The organism is Amycolatopsis sp. NPDC006131 (genome assembly GCF_040614175.1).
GTDB classification, from domain to species: domain Bacteria; phylum Actinomycetota; class Actinomycetes; order Mycobacteriales; family Pseudonocardiaceae; genus Amycolatopsis_E; species Amycolatopsis_E tucumanensis.
On sequence record NZ_JBEXTX010000010.1, the window covers coordinates 30086 to 52418 of the forward strand.

General features: G+C 71.1%; 21 protein-coding genes. 16 read left to right on the top strand and 5 right to left on the bottom strand.

The genetic code is table 11. The annotated features are described in order from the left end of the window. Positions 1 to 7: 7 nt before the first annotated feature. The 8 genes from ABZ215_RS08435 (at position 8) to ABZ215_RS08470 (ending at position 6970) form a co-directional block, all read left to right on the top strand. Positions 8 to 304, top strand: coding sequence for an urease subunit beta (locus ABZ215_RS08435; protein WP_354948754.1), 297 nt, complete (start codon positions 8 to 10; stop codon positions 302 to 304). Beyond that, complete coding sequence (locus tag ABZ215_RS08440; protein WP_354948756.1) at positions 301 to 2007, top strand: urease subunit alpha; 1707 nt, start codon at positions 301 to 303, stop codon at positions 2005 to 2007. Before ABZ215_RS08435 ends, ABZ215_RS08440 begins: the two co-directional genes overlap by 4 nt. Beyond that, positions 2007 to 2672 (top strand): urease accessory UreF family protein, encoded by a 666-nt coding sequence (locus ABZ215_RS08445; protein ID WP_020416870.1) that lies wholly within the window; start codon positions 2007 to 2009, stop codon positions 2670 to 2672. The genes ABZ215_RS08440 and ABZ215_RS08445 overlap by 1 nt, the downstream gene beginning before the upstream one ends. Next, positions 2662 to 3360 carry an urease accessory protein UreG gene (ureG, locus tag ABZ215_RS08450; RefSeq protein WP_354948758.1) on the top strand — a complete coding sequence of 233 codons (699 nt, stop codon included), beginning with the start codon at positions 2662 to 2664 and terminating at the stop codon, positions 3358 to 3360. The genes ABZ215_RS08445 and ureG overlap by 11 nt, the downstream gene beginning before the upstream one ends. Next, positions 3357 to 4109, top strand: coding sequence for an urease accessory protein UreD (locus ABZ215_RS08455; RefSeq protein WP_354948760.1), 753 nt, complete (start codon positions 3357 to 3359; stop codon positions 4107 to 4109). Before ureG ends, ABZ215_RS08455 begins: the two co-directional genes overlap by 4 nt. 37 nt (positions 4110 to 4146) lie before the next feature. Then, a complete protein-coding gene (gene pdxH / locus ABZ215_RS08460; protein ID WP_354948762.1) occupies positions 4147 to 4818 on the top strand; it encodes a pyridoxamine 5'-phosphate oxidase in 672 nt (223 codons plus the stop codon). Between the two features lie 107 nt (positions 4819 to 4925). Next, a complete protein-coding gene (locus ABZ215_RS08465; protein WP_027935686.1) occupies positions 4926 to 6212 on the top strand; it encodes an MFS transporter in 1287 nt (428 codons plus the stop codon). A gap of 38 nt (positions 6213 to 6250) precedes the next feature. Continuing rightward, positions 6251 to 6970: a VOC family protein gene (locus ABZ215_RS08470; protein ID WP_354948764.1), complete on the top strand. Its 720-nt coding sequence runs from the start codon at positions 6251 to 6253 to the stop codon at positions 6968 to 6970. On the opposite strand, the gene ABZ215_RS08475 is transcribed toward ABZ215_RS08470, so the two are convergent. Further along, on the bottom strand, positions 6957 to 7439 hold the full coding sequence (locus ABZ215_RS08475; protein ID WP_354948766.1) for a hypothetical protein: 483 nt from the start codon (positions 7437 to 7439) through the stop codon (positions 6957 to 6959). The genes ABZ215_RS08470 and ABZ215_RS08475 overlap by 14 nt on opposite strands. 228 nt (positions 7440 to 7667) lie before the next feature. On the opposite strand from ABZ215_RS08475, the gene ABZ215_RS08480 reads away from it, so the two are divergent. Then, positions 7668 to 9023, top strand: coding sequence for an APC family permease (locus tag ABZ215_RS08480; RefSeq protein WP_020416863.1), 1356 nt, complete (start codon positions 7668 to 7670; stop codon positions 9021 to 9023). On the opposite strand, the gene ABZ215_RS08485 is transcribed toward ABZ215_RS08480, so the two are convergent. Next, positions 8965 to 9795 carry an MBL fold metallo-hydrolase gene (locus ABZ215_RS08485; protein WP_027935685.1) on the bottom strand — a complete coding sequence of 277 codons (831 nt, stop codon included), beginning with the start codon at positions 9793 to 9795 and terminating at the stop codon, positions 8965 to 8967. The genes ABZ215_RS08480 and ABZ215_RS08485 overlap by 59 nt on opposite strands. Further along, on the bottom strand, positions 9792 to 10367 hold the full coding sequence (locus ABZ215_RS08490; RefSeq protein WP_354948769.1) for a TetR/AcrR family transcriptional regulator: 576 nt from the start codon (positions 10365 to 10367) through the stop codon (positions 9792 to 9794). Before ABZ215_RS08490 ends, ABZ215_RS08485 begins: the two co-directional genes overlap by 4 nt. Positions 10368 to 10433: 66 nt before the next feature. On the opposite strand from ABZ215_RS08490, the gene ABZ215_RS08495 reads away from it, so the two are divergent. The 3 genes from ABZ215_RS08495 to ABZ215_RS08505 are packed head-to-tail and all read left to right on the top strand — an operon-like array spanning position 10434 to position 13022. Then, the gene (locus ABZ215_RS08495) at positions 10434 to 11342 is read left to right on the top strand and encodes an aldose 1-epimerase family protein (RefSeq protein WP_354948771.1); all 909 of its coding nucleotides are present in this window, start codon (positions 10434 to 10436) and stop codon (positions 11340 to 11342) included. Next, positions 11335 to 11799: a GNAT family N-acetyltransferase gene (locus ABZ215_RS08500; RefSeq protein ID WP_354948773.1), complete on the top strand. Its 465-nt coding sequence runs from the start codon at positions 11335 to 11337 to the stop codon at positions 11797 to 11799. The genes ABZ215_RS08495 and ABZ215_RS08500 overlap by 8 nt, the downstream gene beginning before the upstream one ends. 11 nt (positions 11800 to 11810) lie before the next feature. Beyond that, the gene (locus ABZ215_RS08505) at positions 11811 to 13022 is read left to right on the top strand and encodes an amidohydrolase (protein ID WP_354948775.1); all 1212 of its coding nucleotides are present in this window, start codon (positions 11811 to 11813) and stop codon (positions 13020 to 13022) included. Between the two features lie 221 nt (positions 13023 to 13243). Here the strand turns inward: ABZ215_RS08505 and ABZ215_RS08510 are convergent, their stop codons facing one another. Then, positions 13244 to 14380: an acyl-CoA dehydrogenase family protein gene (locus ABZ215_RS08510; protein WP_354948777.1), complete on the bottom strand. Its 1137-nt coding sequence runs from the start codon at positions 14378 to 14380 to the stop codon at positions 13244 to 13246. Between the two features lie 70 nt (positions 14381 to 14450). Between ABZ215_RS08510 and ABZ215_RS08515 the strand changes: the two genes are divergently transcribed. The 3 genes from ABZ215_RS08515 to ABZ215_RS08525 all read left to right on the top strand — a co-directional run bounded on the left by ABZ215_RS08515 (position 14451) and on the right by ABZ215_RS08525 (position 17477). Continuing rightward, positions 14451 to 15056, top strand: a complete 606-nt coding sequence (locus ABZ215_RS08515; protein ID WP_020416856.1) for a TetR/AcrR family transcriptional regulator — start codon at positions 14451 to 14453, stop codon at positions 15054 to 15056. Further along, positions 15053 to 15973, top strand: a complete 921-nt coding sequence (locus tag ABZ215_RS08520; protein ID WP_354948779.1) for a carbohydrate kinase — start codon at positions 15053 to 15055, stop codon at positions 15971 to 15973. Before ABZ215_RS08515 ends, ABZ215_RS08520 begins: the two co-directional genes overlap by 4 nt. A gap of 193 nt (positions 15974 to 16166) precedes the next feature. Beyond that, the gene (locus tag ABZ215_RS08525; protein WP_020416854.1) at positions 16167 to 17477 is read left to right on the top strand and encodes a citrate synthase; all 1311 of its coding nucleotides are present in this window, start codon (positions 16167 to 16169) and stop codon (positions 17475 to 17477) included. A gap of 638 nt (positions 17478 to 18115) precedes the next feature. On the opposite strand, the gene ABZ215_RS08530 is transcribed toward ABZ215_RS08525, so the two are convergent. Continuing rightward, positions 18116 to 20839 carry a hypothetical protein gene (locus ABZ215_RS08530; protein ID WP_354948781.1) on the bottom strand — a complete coding sequence of 908 codons (2724 nt, stop codon included), beginning with the start codon at positions 20837 to 20839 and terminating at the stop codon, positions 18116 to 18118. A gap of 123 nt (positions 20840 to 20962) precedes the next feature. Here ABZ215_RS08530 and ABZ215_RS08535 point away from each other — a divergent pair, with 123 nt between their 5' ends. Then, a complete protein-coding gene (locus tag ABZ215_RS08535; protein ID WP_354948783.1) occupies positions 20963 to 22285 on the top strand; it encodes a deoxyribodipyrimidine photo-lyase in 1323 nt (440 codons plus the stop codon). Positions 22286 to 22333 lie beyond the last annotated feature (48 nt).

The window sequence follows — 22333 nt, forward strand, 5'->3', positions numbered from 1 at the left end:
GCACCGAGTGCGTCCAGGAGAGATCATCCCGGCGGAATCACCCGTGGAGCTGAACCCGGGTCGCCCACGCGTGCGATTGCGGGTGAGCAACACCGGTGACCGTCCGGTGCAGGTCGGCTCGCACTACCACTTCGCGGTGACGAACCCGGCGCTCGAATTCGACCGGGCGGCCGCGCGCGGTCACCGCCTGGACATCCCCGCCGGCACCTCCGTCCGCTTCGAGCCGGGCGTCGAGCGCGAGGTCGGCCTGGTGCCGCTGGCCGGCCGCGGCGTGGTGCCGGGCCTGCGGAAGGACGCCGAGTGACCAGCATCGACCGCGAGCGCTACGCCGAGCTGTTCGGGCCCACGACCGGAGACCGGATCCGGCTGGCCGACACCGATCTGCTCATTGAGGTCACCGAGGACCGCAGCATGGGCGCCGGCTCCGGCGACGAGGTGCTCTTCGGCGGCGGCAAGGTGATCCGCGAGTCGATGGGCCAGGGCATGGCGACCCGCGCCGAGGGCGCGCCGGACCTGGTCATCACCGGCGCCGTCGTGCTCGACCACTGGGGCGTGGTCAAGGCCGACGTGGGTGTGCGCGACGGCCGGATCGTCGGCATCGGCAAGGCGGGCAACCCGGACACCATGGACGGCGTCGACCCGGACCTGGTGATCGGCCCGGCCACGGAGGTCCTGTCCGGCAACGGGAAGATCCTCACCGCGGGTGGCGTCGACTGCCACGTCCACTTCATCTGCCCGCAGCTCGTCGACACCGCGCTGGCCTCCGGCCTGACCACGCTCGTCGGCGGCGGCACCGGCCCGTCGGAGGGCACCAAGGCCACCACGGTCACGCCGGGGCCGTGGAACCTGGCCCGGATGTTGCAGGCGATGGACGGCCAGCCGGTCAACGTCCTGTTGCTGGGCAAGGGAAACACCGTCCGGCCGGAAGCGCTGCGGGAGCAGCTCGCGGCCGGCGCCGGCGGGTTCAAGCTGCACGAGGACTGGGGCACCACGCCGGCCGCGATCGACGCCTGCCTGTCCGTGGCCGACGAATCCGGTGTGCAGGTGGCGATCCACACCGACACGCTCAACGAGGCCGGGTTCCTGGAGTCCACTGTGGACGCGGTGGCCGGCCGGTCGATCAACGCCTACCACACCGAGGGCGCGGGCGGCGGGCACGCGCCGGACATCATCAAGGTCGCCGGCCTGCCGAACTTCCTGCCGTCGTCGACCAACCCGACACGCCCGCACACGGTCAACACCCTCGACGAGCACCTCGACATGCTCATGGTGTGCCACCACCTCAACCCGTCGGTGCCGGAGGACCTGGCCTTCGCCGAGAGCCGCATCCGGCCGAGCACCATCGCGGCCGAGGACGTGCTGCACGACCTCGGCGCGATCTCGATGATGAGCTCGGACTCGCAGGCGATGGGCCGGATCGGCGAGGTGATCATCCGCACCTGGCAGACCGCGCACGTGATGAAACGCCGCCGCGGCGCGCTGCCCGGCGACGGTGCGGCGGACAACCTGCGGGCGCGTCGCTATGTCGCCAAATACACGATCAACCCGGCCATCGCGCACGGGATGGACGGCGAGATCGGTTCGGTCGAGGTCGGCAAGCTCGCCGACCTGGTGCTGTGGGAGCCCAAGTTCTTCGGCGTCAAGCCGCACGTGGTGTTGAAGGGCGGGTTCGTCGCGTGGGCCGCGATGGGCGACGCCAACGCGTCCATCCCGACGCCGCAGCCGGTGCTCGCGCGGCCCATGTTCGGCGCCGCGCCGTCCGTGGCCGCCGCGAGCAGCCTGTACTTCGTCGCGCCGGAGGCGCTCGGCACCGAACTTCCGGTGACCCGCGCGCTGGTGCCGGTGAAGAACGTGCGGCGGGTGACGAAGGACGACATGGTGCTCAACGACGCGCTGCCGGACATCCAGGTCGACGCGGACAGCTTCGCCGTGCACGTGGACGGCGAGCTGATCGAGCCGCAGCCGGTCGCCGAACTGCCCATGGCCCAGCGGTACTTCCTGTTCTGATGGGCATCTCCGCGATCCTGCTTGCCGACTCCCGGTTCCCGGGCGGCGGCCACGTGCACTCCGGCGGGCTGGAGGAAGCCGTGGCGCGCGGCCTGATCCGCGAGGTGCGCGACCTGCCGGGCTTCCTGCACGGTCGCTTGTGGACGGCCGGGTACCTCGCCGCCGCCTTCGCCGCCGCGTCCGTCGGGTGCAGGCAGTGGACGCGGCTGGACGAGGAGCTCGACGCCCGCACGCCGTCCCCGGCCCAGCGCGCGGCCTCACGCGCCCAGGGCCGCGGCACCGCGCGCGCCGGTCGCATCGCCTGGCCGTCCCCGGTGATCGACGAGCTGCTGGCCGCCACCCCGCGCCCGCACCACCCGATCATCACCGGCGCGCTCACCGGCGTCTCCGGGGGCACGCCGCGGGACGCGGCGCTGACCGTCGCCTACCTCGCAGTCAGCGGGCCGGCGAGCGCGGCGGTCCGGCTGCTGGGGTTCGACCCGTTCGCGGTGAACGCGGTGGTCGCGGCGCTCGCGCCCGACCTGGAAGCCGTGGCGGACAAGGCGGCCGGCTGCGCCGGGACCGACCCGGCGCGGCTGCCGTCCCCGGGATCACCGGCGCTGGACCTGCTCGCCGAAGCACACCTGCGCCACCACCAGGAAGAGGTGCGTCTCTTTGCCAGCTGAACACGGACACGGGCACGGCCACGTGCACCCGGTCAACTTCGACCCGACGGCCACCGAACCCGACCGCTACGAGGCGCCGCCGTCCCGCGGCCGGGCCTTCCGCATCGGCATCGGCGGGCCGGTCGGCAGCGGCAAGACCGCGCTGACCGCCGCGCTGTGCCGGGCGCTCGGGGACGAGATCGACCTCGCCGTCGTGACCAACGACATTTACACCACCGAGGACGCCGACTTCCTGCGCAAGGCCGGGGTGCTCGACCCCGAGCGCATCGAGGCCGTGCAGACCGGCGCCTGCCCGCACACCGCGATCCGCGACGACATCACCGCCAACCTGGACGCGGTGGAACGGCTGGAGGAGCGGTTCCCCGGCCTGGAGCTGGTGATCATCGAAAGCGGCGGGGACAACCTGACCGCGGTGTTCAGCCGCGGCCTGGCGGACAGCCAGATCTTCGTGGTCGACGTTGCGGGCGGGGACAAGGTGCCGCGCAAGGGCGGACCGGGCGTCACGACGGCCGACCTGCTGGTGATCAACAAGATCGACATCGCCCACCTGGTCAACGCCGACATGGACGTGATGACCTCCGACGCCCACCGCATGCGCGGGGAGCTGCCGGTGATCACCCAGTCGCTGGTGCGCACGCCGGACGCGCCCGACGTGGCGGCCTGGGTGCGCAAGCAGCTCGCCGGGTGAAGGCGCACGCCCGGCTCGTGGCCGAGGTCGCCGGCGGGCGGACGGTGCTGCGGGAGCTGAAGTCGATGGCGCCGCTGACCCTGGTGCCGCGACGGACGTCCGGGCCGGCGGCCCAGGTCCACCTGGTCAACTCGGCGACCTCCCCGCTGGGCGGGGACGAGCTGGTGCTGGAGGTCTGCGTCGGGCCGGGCGCGGACCTGCGGCTGTCCGGCGTCGCCGCGACGCTCGCGCTGCCCGGACCTGCCGCGGCGGCCAGCAGGTCGTCCGTGCGGGTCGAGGTCGGCGCCGGTGGGTCGCTCGCGTACCTGCCGGAGCCGACCGTGGTGACCGCGCGGGCCCGGCACACCGCGGAGCTGGTCGCGACATTGGACGGGACCGCACGTTTCCGCACGCGCGAGGTGCTGGTCCTCGGCCGCGCGGGTGAAGCACCCGGACGGCTCACCACGTCGCAGCGCGTCACCTCGGGCGGCAGGCCGGTGCTGGACCAGACCCTCACCGTCGGCGACCCGGCCCTGGACGCCAGCGCCGCCGCCCTCGCCGGGCGCCGCGTGCTGGCGACCGAGCTGCTGGTCGGCGACGAGGTGGTGGAGCCGTCGAGCGGTGACTGGTGGGCGGTGACGCCGCTGCCCGTCGCGGGGCACCTGATCACCGCGCTCGCCCCGGACGCGGTCACCGCCGAGGAGCTGCTGGGCCGTGGCAGGTGTCACCGTTCGCTGGCTTTCGGAGTGGCCCCCCAGGCCCTAACGTGAGCTGTTACGGGTGAGTAAGCGGGTCGGAGGTTGGCACATGCCAGAGGTCGAAAACATCGACGACGTTGCGGTACGCCTTCCCGGCATGCGGGTGGCCTACGACGGCAAGGCGCTGGACGAGGCCGACCTGGCCGGCAGCTGGACCGAGCAGCTGCAGGACTGGCTGAACGAGGCCATCGCCGCCGGGGTCGCCGAAGCCAACGCCATGGTGCTGGCGACCGCCGACGCCGAAGGTCGACCGTCCTCCCGCACCGTGCTCTGCAAGGGCCTCGACGAGCGCGGTGTCGTGTTCTACACGAACTACACCTCGAAGAAGAGCCACGACCTGACCGTGACCCGGTACGCGTCGGCGACCTTCCCCTGGTACGCGCTGCAGCGGCAGGTGACCGTGCGCGGTGAGGTGGAGAAGGTCAACGTCAAGGAGACCGCCGAGTACTGGAAGCAGCGCCCGCGCGGCTCGCAGCTCGGGGCCTGGGCGTCGCCGCAGTCGAAGGTCGTCACGAGCCGCCGGGACCTGGACGTCGCACTGTCCTCGATCGAGCGCCGCTTCGGCGACGTCGAGGAGGTGCCGCTGCCGCCGCACTGGGGCGGGTGGCGCATCCGGCCCGAGATCGTCGAGTTCTGGCAGGGGCAGCAGAACCGGCTGCACGACCGGCTCCGGTACGTGCGCACCCAGGATGGGTGGCACATCGAGCGCGTCGCCCCCTGACCCGTGCCGACCGCGGATCTCGCCGCCGCGAGTTCTGCGTTCCTGCCCTGCTGCCGGCGAGCTAAATCACCAGCGCTGTTTAGTTAGCGCGGCTAAACTGGTCGGTTGTGAGTGTCGAGGCGGGGTCACAACGGGGTAAGAAGCGCAAACTGCTGAAATCGGTCGTTGTGGACGTGCGGCCGCTGCGCACACCCGCCTTCCGGCGCCTGTTCACCGGCACCGCGATCACCGCGATCGGCAGCCAGCTCACCACCGTCGCCGTGCCGAAGCAGGTCTTCGACCTCACCGGCTCGTCCGGGTACGTCGGCCTGACCGGCATCGTCGCGCTGGTTCCGCTGCTCGTCTTCGGGCTGTGGGGCGGCGCGATCGCCGACACCGTCGACCGCCGGAAGCTGCTCATCGTCGGCAACACCGGCATCGCCGTCGTGTCCGCCCTGCTCTGGGCGCAGGCGTTCTTCGACGTCGGCTCGGTGTGGCTCGTCTTCGTGCTCCTCGCGTTCAACCAGGCGTTCTTCGCGATCAACATGCCGACCCGCAGCGCGATCGTGGCCCGGCTGATCGAACCGGAACTGCTGCCCGCGGCGGCCGCGCTGTCCGGAACCGTCAACACGTTCGGCATGGTGTTCGGGCCGATGGCCGCCGGCGCCCTGATGCCGGTGATCGGCCTGCCCACGCTCTACCTCATCGACACGATCGCCCTGGTCATCGCGCTGTACGCGGTCTGGCGGCTGCCCCCGCTGCCCCCGCTGTCCGGCACTGTCCGGGCCGCCGGGCTGAAAGACGTCCTCGACGGCTTCCGCTACATGGGCACCCAGAAGGTCCTGCTCGCCTCGTTCGTCGTGGACATCATCGCCATGGTCGCCGGCATGCCGCGCGCGTTGTTCCCGGAGATGGCCGAGCGCACGTTCGGCGACCCGCCCGGCGGTGGACTCGCCCTGGGCTGGCTGTACGCGGCGATCCCGATCGGCTCGGTGGTCATCGGGCTGTTCTCCGGCTGGCTCGGTCGCGTCCGCAGGCAGGGCGTCGCCGTCACGATCGCGATCTGCGCCTGGGGCCTGGCCATCGTCGGGTTCGGGCTGTCGAGCTCGCTGTGGCTCGCCGTGGTGTTCCTGTGCCTGGCCGGCGCGGCGGACATGGTCAGCGCGATCTACCGGCAGGCGATCCTGGTGATGGCCGCGACCGACGAGATGCGCGGCCGCATGCAGGGCGCGTTCACGGTCGTCGTCGCGGGCGGGCCCCGGATCGCCGACCTCACGCACGGCTGGACGGCGGCCGCGGTCGGCACGGCCGCCGCCGCGACCGGTGGCGGGGTGCTGGTCATCGTGTTCATCGCGATCGCCGTCGCGCTGCTGCCGGCGTTCTGGCGCTACCGGGCCGCGGCGGTCGCGAAGTAGGACGGGAACTGACCTGCTCGGCTCCTACCGTTCGCGGTATGAGCTCCGTCGACACCAACCAGCCCGAGGGCACCCCGACCTGGATGGCCCTCACCGCCCCCGACCTCCCGCGCGCCACGGCGTTCTACCGCGCCGTGTTCGGGTGGACCACGCGCGACGACCTGTTCCTGCTGGGCGACCGCGTGGCCGCCGGGTTCGCCGAAGGCGCCCCGGCCTGGACGACGTACCTCGCGACCGCCGACTGCGACGCCACCGCGAAGCGGGTGCGCGCCGCGGGCGGGCAGGTCGTCGAGGGTCCCGCCGAATTCGGCGACCGCGCCCGGATCGCGCTGGCGGTGGACCCGGTCGGCGCGCGGTTCGGGTTGTGGCAGGGGCGAGAGCTGCCCGGCTGCCAGGTGGTCAACGAGCCCGGCTCGCTCGTCCGCAACGACCTGACCACCGCGCGGCCAGAGCACGCCCGCGCCTTCTACCCGCAGGTGTTCGGCTTCACGCTGGACCGCAACGCCGACCTGCCCGAGCTGGACTTCACGTTCCTCCGCCGCCCCGACGGGCACGAAGTCGGCGGGATCATGGGCGTGCCCGGCCCCGCCGACTCCAGGTGGGCGACGACGTTCGAGGTGGCCGACACCGACGAGACGATCGCGCGGGCGCTCGCGGCGGGCGGGAAGTCCACCGAACCGGAGGACTTCGTGTACGGCCGCATCGCGACCATCACCGATCCGTCCGGAGTGGACTTCGGCGTGATCACCCGGCCCTGAACGCTTCTGTCCCCGCCTGGACGCGGTGCGGCTCCAGCAGCGAACGCTGCCCCGCGGCCCGTTCGATCAACGCGTCGAAATCGACTCCAGGGACCCGGTCGGCGAGCCCGGCCAGGTCCCGCAGCGTCGTCCACAGCTGCTTCTTCCCGTCGATCCCCATGGTCAGCACTTCCAGTTCCAGGAAGCGGCTCAGCGGTGAGTACGCCAGCAGCCGCCCGTTAAGTTTGAGGCGGGCGAGCCGCTCGGCCCCGAACACCGCGGCCGTCTTGAGCGGGTTCTGGCGCACGCCGAGCTGGTCCATGATCGACCGGAAGGTGTCCACGTCCTCGGCGATCTCCGTCGCCACGTGCGCGAGTGCGTCACCCACTTCGGTGCCGCGGTTGTTGCCCGCGGCCCGCCGGGCAAGTTCACGCCAGCCGATGCCGAGCGCGAGCTGGTCGTTGAGGTAGATCGCCAGGTAACCGTCCACGGTTCCGGTTACCCGGTGCCCGGCCGGTCACGCGTGCCACCGGGGCCGGAGGACGTCGGGATCGTCCTCCGGCCCCCCGCGGGCGCGGCGCGCGGGCGCTCGGCCATTCGGCGGTGCCCCTTCGAAAGCCGTCGACGCACCGGTGTTACCCCCCAGCGTTGATCCAAACGGCGGGCATTACCCCGAAAGCGTGGCCGGGCAATCCGGATTGGGGCACACTTCTCGGGCATGACTGAGGTGAACGCTACTCAGGAACCGGCCCTCAAACGGGTCATCGGCCCGAAGCTCCTGCTGTTCTTCGTGGTCGGGGACATCATCGGCACCGGCGTCTACGCCCTGACCGGGCAGGTGGCCGGACGCGTCGGCGGCGCGCTGTGGCTGCCCTTCCTGCTGGCCTTCGTGGTCGCGTTCATGACCGCGTTCAGCTACCTCGAACTCGTCGGGAAGTACCCGAAAGCGGCGGGCGCCGCGCTCTACACCAACCGCGCCTTCCGCATCCCGTTCCTGACGTTCATGGTCGCGTTCGCGGTGATGTGCTCGGGCATCACGTCCGCGTCCTCGGCCGCGATCGCGTTCGCCAACACCTACCTGAAGGAGTTCGTCGACCTCCCTGGCTGGCTGATCGCGCCGCTGTTCATCGTCGGGCTCGCCGCCATCAACTTCCGCGGCGTGAGCGAGTCGGTGAAGACGAACCTGGTGCTCACCTGCATCGAGGTGTCCGGCCTGCTGATCATCATCGGTGTCGGTGTGTGGGCGGTGCTCAACGGCTCCGGCGACGCCGGCCGCCTCGTCGAGATCGACACCGCCGACCAGACCGCGCTCGTCGCCATCACCTCGGCGACCTCGCTGGCGTTCTTCGCGATGGTCGGGTTCGAGGACTCGGTCAACATGGCCGAGGAGTGCCGCGACCCGGTGCGCATCTTCCCGAAGGCGATGCTGTGGGGCATGGTCGTCGCGGCCACCATCTACGTGCTGGTGTCGCTGACCTCCTCCCTGCTGGTGCCGGCGGATGAGCTGTCCGCCGCGAAGAGCAACGCCCTGCTGAAGGTGCTCGACGTCGGCGCGCCCGGCTTCCCGCGCGAGGTGTTCTCCGCGATCGGCCTGTTCGCGGTCATCAACTCGGCCCTGATCAACATGCTGATGGCCAGCCGCCTGCTCTACGGCATGTCGAACGAGCGGATCATCCCGAAGGTGCTCGGCACGGTGCACCCGCTGCGCCGCACGCCGTGGGTGTCGATCTTGTTCACCAGCCTCATCGCGATCGTGCTGGTGTCCACCGTGGACATCGGGGTGCTCGGCGGCACGACGGCGCTGTTGCTGCTGCTGGTGTTCGCCATCGTCAACATCGCCGTGCTGGTGCTGCGCCGGGAGAAGGTGGACCACCCGCACTTCCGCGCACCCACCATCATCCCGGCGCTGGCCGCGGTGTTCTGCCTGTACCTGGTGAGCCCGCTGTCCGGCCGGCCGGCGCGGGACTACGTGATCGCGGCGATCCTGCTCGGCGTCGGCCTCCTGCTGTGGGTGGTCAACTGGTTCGCGATGCGTGCTTCAGGAACCAAGGATCGTGCGCCGACAGCACCGTGACCTCGTCGCCGTGGTCGCGCACCAGTTCGCGCAACCGCCGGTGGTTCTCCCGCCGCGCGCCGGACACGGTCTCCACCCGGGCCTCGAACCACGCGAGGCCCGGGGTGGCGTGCGGGCGGGCCGGGTCGATCTGGCCGTGGTGGAAGAACGCGTCACCGGCGTGCAGCAGCCAGCCGTCGCCGGTGTCCACCGCCACCCCGGCGTGCCCGCGCGTGTGCCCGCCGAGCGGGACCAGCAGGATCTCCGGCGGCAGCCCCTTCAGCTCGCGCACCGCGCCGAAGCCGAACCACTCCTCGCCGGTGTCCGCGTAGCTGCTCCACTGTGGACCGTGCGCGAAGTGGACCTGCTTGTACCGCAGGCGTTCCTTCGCGTCGCGCGGTGATTGCAGGGCCCGCAGTTCCTCGGCGTAGACGTGCACGGTGGCGTGCGGGAAGTCGACCAGCCCGCCCGCGTGGTCGAGGTCGAGGTGCGTCAGGACGATGTGCCGGACGTCCTCGACGTCGTAGCCGAGCCGCCGGACCTGCTCGGCGGCGGTCTCCGCCACCGACGTCCGCATGCCGACCATGCGCACGAAATTCGCGCCCAGCCACTCGGCGGCGCGGTCGACGGCCGGCGACCCCACGCCGGTCTCGATCAGCACCAGCTCGGCGCCGGTGTCGACGAGCAGGCAGTGGCAGACCAGCTCGGCGCGGTGCAGGAACCCGCCGCGGCCGTCGATAAGGCGGCCGCCGAGCGGGCGCATGGTTCCGCAGTTGAGGTGGTGGACCTTCAAGGCAGCTCCCGTTCGAAGGTGGCGCGCAGGTGCTCGCCGACGGCGTGCAGCGGCGCGAGGTCGTGCTGGGTCTTGGCCAGGAGCAGGGCGCCCTCGATGGCGCTGAGCGCGATGGTCGCCAGCGTCGCCGCCTTCTGGGCCGCGATGCCCTGTCCCGCGAGGTACTCGGTGATGACGGCGTGCCAGGACGTGTACCCGTCCGTGCACGCCTGGCGGATCGGTTCGCTGTCGCCGGCGTCGAGCGCGACCGTCGCGATCGGACAGCCGGACCGGTAGCCGGAGCCGACGAGGTTGCGGCCCAGCGCGTCGATCACCCGCGTGATGGCCGTCGCGGCGTCCGGCGCGGAGTCGAGCGTCGCGCGCAGCAGGGCTGCCATGTTCTCGCTGGAGAACGCGACCGCCTCGGCGGCCAGCTGCTCCTTGCCGCCGGGGAAGTGGAAGTAGAGCGAGCCCTTCGGCGCGCTACCGGCGCTGACCAGCTGGTTCAGCCCGGTCGCGTGGTAGCCCTGCGTGTGGAACAGCTCCGCGGCCGAGGCGACCATGCGGTTGCGGGTGTCGGTTCTGCGGACCATGACGATCACCGTAGCCCAAACTATGACGACCGGTCTAGTTAGTTCTTCGGGCGCTATGTTCGTCGCATGGCCAACCCCACGGGACAGCAGTTCGAGATCACCCGCGGCAACGCGCGCGTCGTCCTCACCGAGATCGGTGCGGGCCTGCGGGCGTTCGAGATCAGCGGCGTGCCCTACCTGGAGACCTTCGCCGAGGACGAGCACCCGCCGAAGGGCGCCGGGCAGATCCTGCTGCCGTGGCCCAACCGGACCAAGGCCGCGCGCTGGACCTACCAGGGCGAGGAGCAGCAGCTGGAGGTCACCGAGGAGGCCCGCGGCAACGCGATCCACGGCCTGACCCGGCACCGCGAGTGGACGCTCGTCGAGCACGCCGAATCGTCGATCACGTTCGAGATCGAGGTCGGGAAGCAGCCCGGGTGGCCGGTGCCGCTGCAGGCCCGGATCACCTACGACCTGGCGCCGCGCGAGCTGACCGTCACCCACGAGATCCGCAACGAGGGCGAATCCGCCATCGGGGTCGGCGTCGGCGCGCACCCGTACTTCCGCATCGGCGACGTGCCGACCGACGAGCTGACGCTGACCCTGCCGGCGACCCGAGTGCGCCCCTACGTGGGTGACCAGCAGCTGCCCTACGGCGACGAGCAGGACACCGCGGGCACCGAGTACGACTTCCGCGAGGGCCGGGTTCTCGCCGAGGTCGACCTGGACACCGCGTTCGGCGGTCTCGTCGCGGCCGAGGACGGCCGGTTCCACCACGTGCTGTCCCACGGCGAGCGCAGCGTCGACGTGTGGGCCGGGCCGGACTTCGGCTGGGTGCAGGTGTTCACGCCCACCGACCTGGTCGGCCGCGGCCGCGCCGTCGCGATCGAGCCGATGACCTGCCCGGCCGACGCGCTGAACTCCGGCACCGACCTGATCGAGCTGGAGCCGGGCGGCTCGTGGACCGGCAGCTGGGGCATCCGCGTCCATGGCTGATCCGGTCAGACTTGGCACAGCGGACGCGGGCGAGCTGCTGACCCTGCAGCGCGCCGCGTTCGTCACCGAGGCGCGGGCGCACCGGAGCCTCGACCTGCCGCCGCTGGTCGAGACCCTCGACGAGCTGCGTGCCGTGCTGACTGATCCCGGCGTGGTCACGTGGGGCATCCGCGAGTCGGGGCGGTTGGTCGCGAGTGTCCGGATCCGTCTGCGGGGCGAGGTGGGCGAGGTCGGCCGGCTGGTCGTCGCGCCCGATCGCCAGGGCGCGGGACTCGGCTCGGCGCTGATGAGGGCCGCCGAGGACCGGCTGCCGCCGGAGGTGCGGGTGCTGCGGCTGTTCACGGGCGAGCTCAGCGAAGGCCCGCTGCGGCTGTACGCCCGGCTGGGATACGTCGAAACCGGACGAACCCCCGAGGCGCACTACCACCTCGTGCACCTGGAGAAGCGGTTCCGTTAGCGTGGCTGACCATGGTGAAGGCGATTGTTGGCGGATACGTGGTGCCGGTCGAGGGTGACCCGATCGACGGCGGCACGGTCCTGGTCGAGAACGGCAGGATCACCGCGGTCGGCACGGCCGCGGAGGTCGACGTCCCGGAGGACGCGGAGCTGGTGGACGCGTCGGGCACCTGGGTGCTGCCCGGGTTCGTCGACGCTCACACCCACCTCGGCGTGCACGAGGAGGGCGAGGGCTGGGCCGGCAACGACACGAACGAGATGACCGACCCGAACGGCGCCCGCTTCCGGGCGATCGACGGCATCGACCCGTTCGAGATCGGCTTCGACGACGCCCTCTCCGGTGGGGTCACCAGCGTGGTGATCAAGCCCGGTTCCGGCAACCCGATCGGCGGGCAGACCGTCGCGGTGAAGACGTGGGGCCGCACCGCGCTCGACATGGTCTTCGACGAGGCGGTCAGCGTGAAGAGCGCGCTGGGCGAGAACCCGAAGCGCGTGTACGGCGACAAGAACCAGACGCCGTCGACCAGGCTCGGTGTCGCGGCGATCATCCGCGAGGCGTTCACGAAGGCCCGCAACTACGCGGCGCAGCGCGACCACGCGCGGGCCGAGGGCAAGCCGTTCGACGTCGACCTGACGCTGGAAACCCTGGCGAAGGTCCTCGACGGCGAGCTGTACTGGGACCAGCACACCCACCGCGCCGACGACATCGTGACCGCGATCCGGCTCGCCGAGGAGTTCGGCTACAAGCTGGTGGTCAACCACGGCACCGAGGGGCACCTGATCGCCGATGTGCTGGCGGAGAAGGACGTCCCGGTGATCCTCGGGCCGCTGTTCACCACGCGGTCGAAGGTCGAGCTGCGGAACCGGACGCTGCGGTCGGCCGGCATCCTCGCGCGGGCCGGGGTGAAGATCGCGATCACCACCGATCACCCGGTGGTGCCGATCAACTTCCTCGTCTACCAGGCCGCGCTCGCCGTGAAGGACGGGCTGGACCCGGAGACCGCGCTGCGGGCGCTGACGGTCAACCCGGCGGCGATGCTGTCGCTGGACGACCGGATCGGCTCGCTGAAGCCGGGCCTGGACGCCGACATCGTGCTGTGGTCGGGCGACCCGCTGGACGTGATGAACCGTGCCATGCGGGTCTTCGTGCGCGGCCGGGAGGTCTACCGCTTCGACGACACCAGCGGCGAAGGCGTGGTGACGCCGCGCCGCTACGCGGAGTAGGTCCCGCGGGCGCCGCGCCCTCGAAGGTGGGACTCGCGGGTCTCGCGAGTCCCACGATCCGCCACGCGAGTCCCGTGCTCAGCGGCGCCGCGATGGCTCACGCTCGCCGCGCCCCGCCCTCGCGGAACTCACGCCCGCGAGGGCCGCGCGAGTCCCGCGCTCCGCCGCGCGAGGTCTGCGTTCAGCCGCCCGAGTCACACACGCAGCGGCGCCGCATCGGCTCAGGCGCGCTTCAGGTGCCGCGCGATCACCATGCGCTGGATCTGGTTGGTGCCCTCGAAAATCTGCGGCACCTTCGCCTCTCGCATGTAGCGCTCCACCGGGAAGTCCCGCGTGTAGCCGGCGCCGCCGAGGACCTGGACGGCGTCGGTGGTCACCTTCATCGCCGCGTCGGTCGCGATCAGCTTCGCGACCGACGCCTGGCGGCCGAACGGCATCCCGCGGTCGCGCCGCCGCGCCGCGTCCAGGTACGTCGCGCGCGCCGAGTCGACCGCGGCGGCCATGTCGGCGAGCAGGAACTCCAGCCCCTGGAAGTCGATGATCGGCTTGCCGAACTGGGTGCGCCCCTTCGCGTACGCGACGGCCTCGTCGAGCGCCGCCTGCGCCAGACCCACCGCGCAGGCGGCGATCCCGAGTCGTCCGGAGTCCAATGAGGACAGCGCGATGCGCATCCCGGCGCCCGCCGGGCCGATCAGCCGGTCGGTGTCCACCCGCGCGTCGGCGAAGATCATCTGCGCGGTGGTCGACCCGGTGAGCCCCATCTTCCGCTCCGGCGGCGCCGCGGACAGGCCCGGCGTGCGGCCGTCCACCAGCAGGCACGAGATCTCGGACTCGCCGGTGCGCACCATCGTCGTGTAGAAGTCGGCCTCGCCGCCGTGCGTGATCCACGCCTTCGTGCCGTTGACGACGTACTGGTCACCGTCCAGCCGCGCCCGAGTCGACAGCGCCGCCGCGTCGGACCCGGCGTGCGACTCCGACAGCGCGTACGCACCCAGCAGCTGCCCCTCGAGCATGTCCGGCAGCCACCGGTCGCGCTGCTCGTCGGTGCCGTAGTGGGCCAGCGCGTAGCAGGACATCGTGTGCACGGACAGCCCGACGCCGACCGACATCCACGCGGCCGCGATCTCCTCCAGGACCTGCAGGTACACCTCGTACGGCACCTCGCCGCCGCCCCAGCGCTCGGAGTACGGCAGCCCGAGCAGGCCCGACTTGCCGAGCAGCCGGAACTGCTCGCGCGGGAAGCGCTCGGCCTCCTCGTACTCGGCGGCGAGCGGCTTGAGCTCGTCGCGGGCCAGTTCCGTCGCCAGCGCGAGCAGGTCCTCGTACTCGCGGCCGGGGAGCAGGCGGTCGACCGGCATCTTCGCCTCCGGGGGTGTACTCAGAACAGTACTCTGTAATCGTCTCCAGTACAGCACATACGGTGGTCCGATGACCAGTCGCGAGGCGCTACGACCCCCGGGCGGCAAGGCGCTGACCGCCCGGCAGCGGGCGCTGCTCGCCGAGCTGGAGGAGTTGTTCCTGGTCGAGGGCTTCGTCCACTTCACGCTCGACGACCTGGCCGCGAAGACGCACTGCTCGAAGTCGACGCTGTACGCGCTGGCGCCGAGCAAGGAACAGCTCGCCGTCCGCGTCGTGGCGCACTACTTCAAGGGCGCCGCCGACCTGCTCGACGAGCGGACCGCCGGCATCGAGGACGCGCGCGAGATCATCGGCGTCTACCTCAGCGGCATCGCCGAGTACCTGAACCGGGCGTCCCCGGCGTTCATGCGGGACATCAACGACTTCGCCCCGGCGCGCGCGGCCTACGAGCTGAACAGCAGGGCCGCGGCGGCGAAGATCCGGTCGTTCATCGCCAAGGGCGTCGCGGACGGGGTGTTCCGGGACGTGCACGCGACGCTCATCGCGGAGATGGCCGCGGTGCTCGTCGAGGCGATCCAGACCGGGGTGGTCGGCTCGCGGACCGGGGTGTCGGACGCGGAGGCCTTCACGGCGTTGTCCGAACTGTTGCTCGGCGGGCTAGCATCTCGCCCGTGATCGTGGTGGGTGGTGAGGCGCTGGTCGACCTGGTGCCGGGTGCCGAGAAGACGAACGACGGCCTGACGTCCCTGGTGCCGCGCCTCGGCGGCGGCCCGTACAACGTGGCCCTCGCGGCCGGGCGGCTCGGCACGCCGACCGCGTTCCTGTCCCGGATCTCGACCGACCGCTTCGGCCAGGCCCTGCGGGACCGGCTGACGGCGTCGAACGTCGACATATCGATGGTGCAGGAGGGTCCGGAGAACACGACCCTCGCCGTGGTGGCGCTCGCGCCGAACGGGTCGGCGAGCTACACCTTCTACACCGAGGGCACGGCCGACCGGCTCGTCGCCGACCCGGGCCCGCTGCCCGAGGACGTCACCGTGCTGTGCCTGGGCACGCTCGGCATGGTCCTGGAGCCCGGCGCCACCAGTTACGAGACGGTGCTGCGCCGCGAAGCCGCCCGCGGGGTGCTGACCGCGCTGGACCCGAACATCCGGGCCGACCTCATCGCCGACGCCGACGCCTACCGCCGCCGGTTCACCTCGTGGCTGCCGGACGTGCGCCTGCTGAAGCTGTCCGACGACGACGGCGAGTGGCTGGCCGGCGCCGCCGGGCTGGACGCGGCGATCAAGTCGTGGCTGGACGCCGGGGTCGACGCCGTCGTCCTGACCCGCGGCGGCGACGGTCTGGCCGTCCACACCGGATCCGTGACCGTTTCGGTACCGTCCGCGCCCGCGCAGCTGGTGGACACGATCGGCGCCGGCGACACGGTGCAGGGCGCGCTGTTGTCGTGGCTGCACGATCGGAATGTGGGCACGCTCACGGATCTGGGTGAGTCCGGCTGGCGCGAGGCCTTGACTTTCGCGGCCAGGGCTGCGTCCATCACCGTCTCGCGGAGTGGCGCCGAGCCGCCCACCGCGGCCGAGATGGTGTGAACCTGATCCCAACGGTTTGCTCTAGGTAACACAATGGCTGCGCGAAGGCCCGTTGTTCGACTAGCGTAATGGGAGAATTAATACCCCAGCGGGGCGGTGTGCGCGGACGATTTCCGGTCACGCGCGTTCACGAAGCTGCCTGTGTGACCTGCAGGAGCTGCCGGCCCGTGTGACCGTGAGAGGGACGACCTGCATGTCCGACGCGACTGCGGCGACCGGTGGCGGCACCGTATCGCTGCGCCTACCGACTGGCGAGCACGAGCTGAAGGTTGTCAATGCCGTCGAGGGTGCTCCCGGCATCGAGCTGGGGAAGCTGCTGGCGTCGACCGGGTACATCACGTACGACCCGGGGTTCGTCAACACCGGGTCGTGTTCCTCGGCCATCACCTACATCGACGGTGACGCCGGGATCCTCCGCTACCGCGGCTACCCCATCGAGCAGCTGGCCGAGCGCTCCAGCTTCCTCGAGGTCTCCTACCTGCTGATCTACGGCAACCTGCCGACCCAGGCGCAGCTGGACGACTTCACCCAGAAGATCAACCGGCACACCCTGCTGCACGAGGACCTCAAGCGCTTCTTCGACGGCTTCCCGCGTGACGCGCACCCGATGCCGGTGCTGTCCTCCGCGGTGTCCGCGCTGTCCACCTTCTACCAGGACTCGCTCAACCCGTTCGACGAACCGAACGTGGAGCTGTCCACCGTCCGGCTGCTGGCCAAGGTGCCGACGCTGGCGGCGTACGCCTACAAGAAGTCCATCGGCCAGCCGTTCCTGTACCCGGACAACTCGCTGGGCCTGGTGGAGAACTTCCTGCGGATGACGTTCGGCCTGCCCGCCGAGCCGTACGAGGTCGACCCAGAGGTCGCCAAGGCGCTGGACCTGCTGTTCATCCTGCACGCCGACCACGAGCAGAACTGCTCCACGTCGACGGTGCGGCTGGTCGGTTCGTCCGAGGCCAACCTGTTCGCGAGCATTTCGGCCGGGATCATGGCGCTGTTCGGGCCGCTGCACGGTGGCGCCAACAGTGCGGTGCTGGAGATGCTGAACGGCATCAAGGCCGAGGGCGGTGACGTGGCGAACTTCGTCAACCGCGTGAAGAACAAGGAAAAGGGCGTGCGCCTGATGGGCTTCGGCCACCGGGTGTACAAGAACTACGACCCGCGCGCCAAGATCATCAAGCGCACCGCGGACCAGATCCTGGGCAAGCTCGCGCCGAACGACGAGCTCCTGGACATCGCGAAGCGCCTCGAGGAGACCGCGCTCTCGGACGACTACTTCATCGAGCGCAAGCTCTACCCGAACGTCGACTTCTACACCGGGTTGATCTACCGCGCGCTCGGGTTCCCGACGCAGTTCTTCACGGTGCTGTTCGCGCTCGGCCGGCTGCCCGGCTGGATCGCGCACTGGCGCGAGATGATCAACGACCCGCAGACGAAGATCGGCCGCCCGAGGCAGATCTACATCGGCGAGAAGGAGCGCGAGTACACCGCGATCTCCGAGCGCTGAGTCTGCTGCGTTCCCTGACGGCGCGTCCCTGGTGGGGCGCGCCGTTCTTGTTTTCCGGGGAGGCGTATTCGCGCGGTTGGCCCATTGATGCGGCTACCGGTGGCCATCTCGTGTGAGTGGTGTTCTCGCGCGAGTGTTCCTTTGGTACGGCTGCGAGTGGCCGCCGGACACCGCGCAGGGTCCCGAGCCGTGCCCGCTGGAGCACATCCGTGTAACCCGCCAACCAGGGCGACGCACCGGCCCGGGGAACCGCCAACCAGAGAAACGCGCGCACGCCGCCAATCGAGCACCCCGCCGGCCGGGGCACCCGGCCAACCGAGCACCCCGCCAGCCGGCCAGCCGAGCGCCGCGCCCTCATCCCGCCGAGCGAGCATCGAGCCATCCGGCCAAGTCAGTACCTCGCCGTCATCCCGCCCGCCGGACACCGCGCTCAACCGGCCAACCGAGCACCCCGCCCCAACCCGAGCACCCCGCAGGCGACCCGTTTCCGAGTACCCCGCCAGCCCGAGCACCGGGCCAATCGAGCACCCCGCCAACCGAGCAGCCCGCCACTCGCCAACTCGACCCCGCCAACCCGAGCACCCCGCCCCAACCCGAGCAATCCGCCCCAACCCGAGCTACCCCCGGAAAAGAACCCCTCACCTCGCCACCGGGCACCCATTCGCCTCGCGGGGCTCGTTTTCGCTGTACAGCTTGCCCACCAGGTATGCGCACGTGGGCACCCCGTCCGGGCCGTCGAGCCGGGAGATGTTGGCGATCGTCAGGATTGCCAGGCTCCGGTCGTTCGCGATCCGGGACCTCGCGAAACTGATCTCCCCGGTCGCGCCCTGGAAGGTCATCTCGCGGAACTGCTGCGCCACCGCCGCCCGGTTCGGGGCCACCGCAACGGAAGCGCCCGAAGCGCCACCCCCGAGGAGCGGCAACCGCCGGGCCGCGTCCAGGAAGAACCCGGCCGCGTCGTAGAGGCCGCCCACCCGCTCCCCGGCCCACGGCGTCGTCGGCGCCTCCTCCGGGGGCAGCTTCCGCAAGTCCCGCAACAGATCGGCGTAGCCGGCGCAGAACGCGTCCAGCGCGGGCCCTCCACCGGGCAGCGCCCCGGGCCGTCCGTCCACGCACGCCTGCCCGCCGAGCACCACCGGGCTGCCCATCCCGACGTAGGAGACGGGAATCCCGTTCAGCTCGCTGCGATTCCGGTCCGGCGCGTGCGCCACGAACCGCGACACCGCGTCGTCGGCGACGATTCGCGACAGTTTCCGCGGCTCGGCACAATTGCTCCGCACCGTGCGCAGGAAATCACCGAACTCGGTCTCCCGCCCCGCGTAGAACACGATTTCGCTGCTCCGATCGGCCGAATCCCGGCACAGCGACGGCAACGCCCCGACACTCGTGGTCCAGCCCTGGCTCGCCACCTCGATCCCGGCCAACCGCTGCCGCACCACCTCGACCAGCGTGCTCACATAACTGTTCCCCGGATCCAGCGGCGGGTGGTAGATCGTCACCTTCGGCGCACCCACGTACCGCGCGTACCCGGCCAGCAACTCGGCCTGCTGGGTGTTGTCCGGCACCAACTGGAAGTACAGCGGCGACCGCTCCGCCAGCCCCACCGCCGTCAACGTCGTGCCCAGCGCGGAAATCCCGTGCGCACCCAGCTCCGCGATCGCCTGCTCGGTCTGCGCGACGCTCCGGTCGAACCCGAGCACCCCGAGGATCCGCGGATCGCCCTCGATCAACGGGACCAGCATGTCCCGGGTCACCACGTCCGCGGCCGACATCCCGGTCCCGCCGTTGGCCACGACCACCCGCAGCAGCGGCTTCACGCTCGACGACGGGTCGTTCTGCTCACGCTGCCGGATCACCACGCCTTCCAGCTCCTCGGCGACGGCGTGGGCGGTCGCCGGCGAGTGCTCGTTGTTCGTCAGCCCCGCCAGGTACACCAGGCTCACGTACGCGCGTCCCGGGTTGGCGCGGTGCAGTTCCTCGGCCTTGGCGTTCTCCGCGAACACCAGCAACTGCGCCTGCCGCAGACGTTCGTTCTCGCCGAAGACCTGGCGTGCGTTGTCGCTGTAGCCGACGCACTGCCCGTCCACGACCTTCGTGGCCACGCCCGAGGACAACCCCGCCCGGAAGAACGAGCAGTGCGCGCCCCAGTACTCGTTCACCTGCACCGCGGTCGGCGCGAGGCTCACCACCAACAGCGCCGCCACAGCCAGTTCGAGCACCCCGCGACGCGCGATCCACGGCGGCGTGACCGGCCCGGCCTGCCGGTCCTCCCACACGCCGGCGTCCTCCGGGGTGGTCGCCACCGACGGCTTGGGCAGGTCGATGAACAGGTACCGCGCGTCGCCGGCCAGCATCTGCCGCCGGCCCGGCAGCCGGTGCTTCCACGTCGACCACGCCCGGGTGGCGCGGGCGGCCGGCTCGGCCCCCGCGACCGACTCCGCGGCCGGCGGCGGGCGTTCGTCGCTCGCGGTGATGATCAGCAGCGGGTCCAGGTCGCCCGTTTCGTTGCGCACCTCGTTGATCAGCCGGAGCAGTTCCCAGCCGCCGTTGGCCTCGGTGACGTTGTCGAGCAGCACGGTCACGTACGCCGTGCGGCGCCAGCCCCGCCGCCGCGGCAGGAACCGCAGCTTCCGTCGGCGGTACGCCTCGCGCAGATCCTGCAGGAACGCGTGCACGAGCAGCTTCTTGAGCTGCTCGGGGTTCTCCGATCCGAGCCGGTCCCGGGTCAGGCGCTCGGCGAACCCGAGGAAGTCCGCCGAGTGGCGCGGGACCATGAACGGCTGGCGCATGAACCAGCGGCTCTCCCGGCCAAGCCCGGGCACGCGGTGACGGCCCCACCGGAACCCGAAGTACCGCAGGATCCACCACAGCACGCTCAACGCGACCTTGCTCCACCCACCGGCCGGCACGTGGTCGACCGCCGCGTCCGCGCCACCCGGCCCGCGCTGCCCGGTCCAGTCGCGCAGCAGCCGCACGATCGGCCGGTCGCCCTTGCCCTCCGCGCGTGGCAGGGAGCGCTCGGTCAGCCAGGTCGCGAGCCGGTAGTGGTCGAAGTGCTTGAGGTGACCGCGGCCGAACGCGTCCGCGCCGAGGCGGTCGTGCAGCTCCTCCAGCAGCGGCAGGACCGCCGGGTTGCGCACCGCGTTCGCGTCGAGGTAGGCGTGCGGGACCTGCCGGAGTTCGACGTCCAGCTGAGCGCCCAGCCGCGGCAGGAACTTCGCCGAGCCCGGCTTGCGCAGCAGGCAGACCAAGGGGAGCGGCACGTCGCCGCGGATGCGCAGCTCTGGGTCCCGCCTGCTCAGACCCGGGCGCCGGTACAGCGTCCGGACGAGGTCGACCAGGGCGTGGGCGCCCTCGAACACGGGGTTCTCCGGTGTCTGCCGCACATGATCTAGACGTACGCAGGGTCACTGCCGTTCCCGATCGAGTAGTCGCTGAGCCGGATTACCCCGGATCGCCTAGAGTCGGAGGCCGTGGGTACCGCCTTGTTATGGTTTCGGCGCGATTTGCGGCTCGCCGATCTGCCCGCGCTGGTGAGCGCGAGCGCACGCGCCTCACGGGTGCTCGCGCTGTACGTGCTCGACGACGCGCTGTTGAAACCGGCGGGCAAGCCACGGCAGGCGTTCCTGTACGGGTGCCTGGAGGCGCTGGCGGAGAGCCTGGACGGGCGGTTGATGGTGGTGCGCGGCGATCCGGTGCGCGAGGTGCCCCGGGTGACGCGGTCGATCGGTGCGGAAAGCGTGCACGTCAGCACGGATACGGCGCCGTACGGGAGCCGCCGCGACCGGGCGGTGGCCGACGCGCTGGGGGAGATCGAGTGGGTGGAGTGCGGTTCGCCCTACGCGGTCACCCCGGGGCGCATCACGAAACCCGACGGCGAGCCCTACCGGGTCTTCAGCGCGTTCTACCGCGCCTGGTGCCGGCACGGCCGGCGCGCCCCCGCTCCTGACTCCACAGTGGACTGGATCGAGCCGGAGAAACCCTTCCGCCTCCCCGAGAAACCCGACCTCGGCTCGATGACCCTGCCGCGACCGGGTGAAGCCGCCGCGCACGAGGTGTGGGAGACGTTCCTCGACGGCGGCTTGGACGGCTACGCGACCGACCGCGACCGCCCGGACCGGCCGGCCACCACGCGCCTCTCGCCGTACCTGCGCTGGGGCTGCATCCACCCGCGCACCCTCTTGGCAGACCTCGACACGCGGCACGGCAAGGACGTCGAATCCCTGCGCAGCGAGCTGGCCTGGCGCGAGTTCTACGCCGACGTGCTCCACCACCGCCCGGAAACCGCGCGCGAGAACTACGACAAGCGCTTCGACAAACTGGCGTACGACACCGACCAGGAGTCCTTCGACCGCTGGCGCGACGGACGCACCGGGTACCCGATCGTCGACGCCGGGATGCGGCAGCTGCTCGCCGAGGGCTGGATGCACAACCGCGTCCGGATGATCGTCGCGAGCTTCCTGGTCAAGGACCTGCACCAGCCGTGGTGGCTGGGCGCCCGGCACTTCATGAACCACCTCGTGGACGGCGACCTGGCGTCCAACCAGCTGAACTGGCAGTGGGTGGCGGGCACCGGCACCGACCCGGCGCCGTTCTTCCGCGTCTTCAACCCCACCACCCAGGGCGAGAAGTTCGACCCGGACGGCGCCTACGTGCGCAAGTACGTCCCGGAGCTGCGTGAGATCCCCGGCAAGGCCGTGCACCAGCCGTGGAAGCTGCCGCACCCGCCGAAGGACTACCCGGCCCCGATGGTCGACCACGCGCAGGAACGCAAGGTCGCGCTGGACCGCTTCAACGCCATCAGTTAGGCGCGCAGGCGGGGGCCTTGCCTGGGGACCGCCCTTCGGGCGGGAAGC

Coding starts and splice junctions, on each gene's coding strand:
- ABZ215_RS08510 (WP_354948777.1), bottom strand. CDS start 14,380: ATGCCGGTCGACCGCCTGCTCCCCGGCCGCGAGTACGAGGACCTGCTC.
- ABZ215_RS08445 (WP_020416870.1), top strand. CDS start 2,007: ATGGGCATCTCCGCGATCCTGCTTGCCGACTCCCGGTTCCCGGGCGGC.
- ABZ215_RS08515 (WP_020416856.1), top strand. CDS start 14,451: ATGACCAGTCGCGAGGCGCTACGACCCCCGGGCGGCAAGGCGCTGACC.
- ABZ215_RS08470 (WP_354948764.1), top strand. CDS start 6,251: ATGAGCTCCGTCGACACCAACCAGCCCGAGGGCACCCCGACCTGGATG.
- ABZ215_RS08525 (WP_020416854.1), top strand. CDS start 16,167: ATGTCCGACGCGACTGCGGCGACCGGTGGCGGCACCGTATCGCTGCGC.
- pdxH (WP_354948762.1), top strand. CDS start 4,147: ATGCCAGAGGTCGAAAACATCGACGACGTTGCGGTACGCCTTCCCGGC.
- ABZ215_RS08495 (WP_354948771.1), top strand. CDS start 10,434: ATGGCCAACCCCACGGGACAGCAGTTCGAGATCACCCGCGGCAACGCG.
- ABZ215_RS08500 (WP_354948773.1), top strand. CDS start 11,335: ATGGCTGATCCGGTCAGACTTGGCACAGCGGACGCGGGCGAGCTGCTG.
- ABZ215_RS08480 (WP_020416863.1), top strand. CDS start 7,668: ATGACTGAGGTGAACGCTACTCAGGAACCGGCCCTCAAACGGGTCATC.
- ABZ215_RS08490 (WP_354948769.1), bottom strand. CDS start 10,367: ATGGTCCGCAGAACCGACACCCGCAACCGCATGGTCGCCTCGGCCGCG.
- ABZ215_RS08505 (WP_354948775.1), top strand. CDS start 11,811: ATGGTGAAGGCGATTGTTGGCGGATACGTGGTGCCGGTCGAGGGTGAC.